This is a genomic window from Kribbella sp. (assembly GCF_035655035.1).
In the GTDB taxonomy this organism is placed as follows: domain Bacteria; phylum Actinomycetota; class Actinomycetes; order Propionibacteriales; family Kribbellaceae; genus Kribbella.
The window spans coordinates 1-2,476 of the sequence record NZ_DASRVN010000687.1 but is presented as its reverse complement, the minus strand read 5'-3'; the positions used below and the strand labels follow the sequence as shown (position 1 = coordinate 2,476).

Here is a 2,476-nt window from a genome sequence, read left to right as displayed (position 1 = left end):
CACGGGAAACGCACCGTACGGCCGGTCGGTGGACTCGGAAGCTGTCATGGTGGAGATCCTATCGGCCTTTACGGAGGCCCCTCCGGATAGACCGGAATCAGATCGGGGGTACGACGGCATGCCGGACGACGTCGACGAGTTCGCGCGGTTGTTCACGCGGTTCCTGGAGAGGATGCAGGCCGCCGGTGGGCCCCGGACGGAGCGGGAGAGCCTGCGGGAGCGGCTCCGCGGGCATCTCGGGGTGGATCCCGAGCAGGTGCCGGTGGTGGCGTCGTCGTACCCGTCGTACGACCTGCCGAACGTGCAGCGCGCGATCGAGGCGTGGTTCGACTCGTTCGAGGTGGTCGGGCTCGCCGGGTCGAACCGGGGCCACCACACACTGGGTGAGCTGCTGGAGCTGGCGGAGTACGACCGGTTCGGGATCGGGGCGGTCGACTACCAGCGGGTGCAGATCGACGTCGACGAGGAGCTGGACTGCGTCGCGTTCGGGTTCTACCTCGGGGTGCGCGGCTCGGACGGGTACGTCGCGTTGCTGCGGGCGGCGAACCCGCAGTACGGGCGGTCGAGCGTCGACCTGGAGATCCTGGCGGGGGAGAAGGAGGCGGGGGACCGGTTCCTGAGCGCGCTGCCCGAGTTGATCCGGGAACACAACGTGTTCCGCGGGAAGGTGGTGTCGTTCGAGGGGCACGAGTTCGGGCAGGGCGTGGGGCCGTTCCGGCTGCATCCGCGGCCGGAGCTGTCGCGTGCGGACGTCGTACTGCCCGATGGGGTGCTGGAGCGGATCGAGCGGGAGGTCGTCGGGATCGCGGCGCACCGGGAGACCCTGCTGGCGGCCGGTCAGCACCTGCGGCGGGGTGTCCTGCTGTACGGGCCGCCGGGCACCGGGAAGACCCATACCATACGGTATGTCCTGTCGCAGTTGCCGGAGTTCACGGTGGTACTGCTGGCCGGGACGAGCATTCACTTCATTGCGCAGGCGTGCGCGCTGGCGCGGATGCTTCAGCCCGCACTCGTCGTACTCGAGGACTGCGATCTCGTCGCGGAGGCGCGCGACTTCTCGCTGGGCGCGGAGAACCCGTTGCTGTTCCAGGTGCTCAACGAGATGGACGGACTGGCACAGGATGCGGACGTCGCGTTCCTCCTCACCACGAACCGGGCCGACCTGCTGGAGCCGGCGCTGATGCAACGTCCGGGGCGGGTGGACATGGCGGTCGAGGTACCGCTCCCGGACGCCGACGGTCGAGCCCGCCTGCTGAACCTCTACGGCCCAGGGCTGGACCTCTCGCCCGAGCTGGTGGACGAGATCGTCAATCAGACAGCCGGTACAACGGCCTCCTTCATGAAGGAGCTGGTCCGCCGAACCGTGCTACTGGCAGCCGAGGCGGGTGAAACCCCCGCACCGAACCACCTCCGAGCAGCGGCCGCCGAGCTCCTGTCATCCCGCGATACCCTCACCCGCCGCCTACTAGGCGCGACCGACGCCGCCCGAGGTACCGACGACCGGGACGAAGCCACAGGTCCTCAGCAGCCGGACAGCGGGCGAGGCCGCGGCGGTCCACAGCCGGGGCTGGGTTGATTCCAGCAGCATGCCGCGCGCGGGACACGAGGTGATGATCGGCCGACGCGGCGGTGGGTTGGGGCGGGCCCGGTTGCTGGAGGCAACGGCTGCGCTGGTGATCGGGATCTGGGTGGGTGGGGGAGACGTACGCGGGATGTTTCCGCGGTCAGAGGACGCGTTCGGGACGGTCCTGCCGGGCCAGGCGGAGGCTCCAGGCGGGGAACAATAGATACGTTCCGGCCCAGCTGATGCCCGCCGCGAACGTCCAGCCCGGCGCGCTGCCCATGTCGTCGAGGCCCATCAGGATCCCCGGTACGCCGACCAGCCCGAGCAGCATCACCGCACCGGGCAGAAACCCGCGGACACCGACCAGCCAGACCCCGATGAGGGCGAACCCGAAGCTCGACCACAGCCCGGCGAGATAGAAGCCGGTGACCCCGGCGAGGACGAGGACGGTGCCGAGAACCGTCAGCGCCGCGCCGATCGCCGCGAACCCGAGTAGCACGGTACGGCGCGGCCGGAGCACCCACGCGAGCGCGCAGCTGAGCACACCCAGCGCCGCGTTGCCGACATCGTTGATGGGGCCGAAGGCCGACGCCCCGGTGTAGAACACGATCAGGCACAGGCAGGTGGCGAATCCGACGACGGCGTGCGCCAGCGCCACCTGCCGCGGGGTCCGATCAGTGCTCACCCTTGGATGATCGCGCAAAGAGCTGGTTGAGGTCAGCCTGTGGGATCTGGTCGGCAGCAAAGCTGATTGTCCCGTGCGTGGCCAGTTCCTCGGCGCTCCGCCGGATGAACCCGAGCGCAGCGCGAGCGATCGACCCGCCCAGGCTGATCCTCGTCACACCGGCAGCCTGGAGGTCGGTGACGTTCAAGGTCGACGAGCCGAGACCGATCACCACGTTCAGGGGGCCG

Annotated in this window: 3 protein-coding genes; 1 reads left to right on the top strand and 2 read right to left on the bottom strand. The window is 69.5% G+C overall.

Annotation, left to right across the window (positions count from 1 at the left end):
• The first annotated feature begins 118 nt into the window (after nt 1–118).
• Nucleotides 119–1,576: an ATP-binding protein gene (locus VFF46_RS35815; protein WP_325041695.1), complete on the top strand. Its 1,458-nt coding sequence runs from the start codon at nt 119–121 to the stop codon at nt 1,574–1,576.
• Nucleotides 1,577–1,724: 148 nt separating this feature from the next.
• Here VFF46_RS35815 and VFF46_RS35810 read toward each other — a convergent pair whose 3' ends face one another.
• Nucleotides 1,725–2,249 (bottom strand): hypothetical protein, encoded by a 525-nt coding sequence (locus tag VFF46_RS35810; protein ID WP_325041694.1) that lies wholly within the window; start codon nt 2,247–2,249, stop codon nt 1,725–1,727.
• On the bottom strand, nt 2,239–2,476 hold a 238-nt coding region (locus tag VFF46_RS35805), incomplete at its 5' end, for an isocitrate lyase/phosphoenolpyruvate mutase family protein (RefSeq protein ID WP_325041693.1). The genes VFF46_RS35805 and VFF46_RS35810, both read right to left, overlap by 11 nt.

Coding starts and splice junctions, on each gene's coding strand:
- VFF46_RS35815 (WP_325041695.1), top strand. CDS start 119: ATGCCGGACGACGTCGACGAGTTCGCGCGGTTGTTCACGCGGTTCCTG.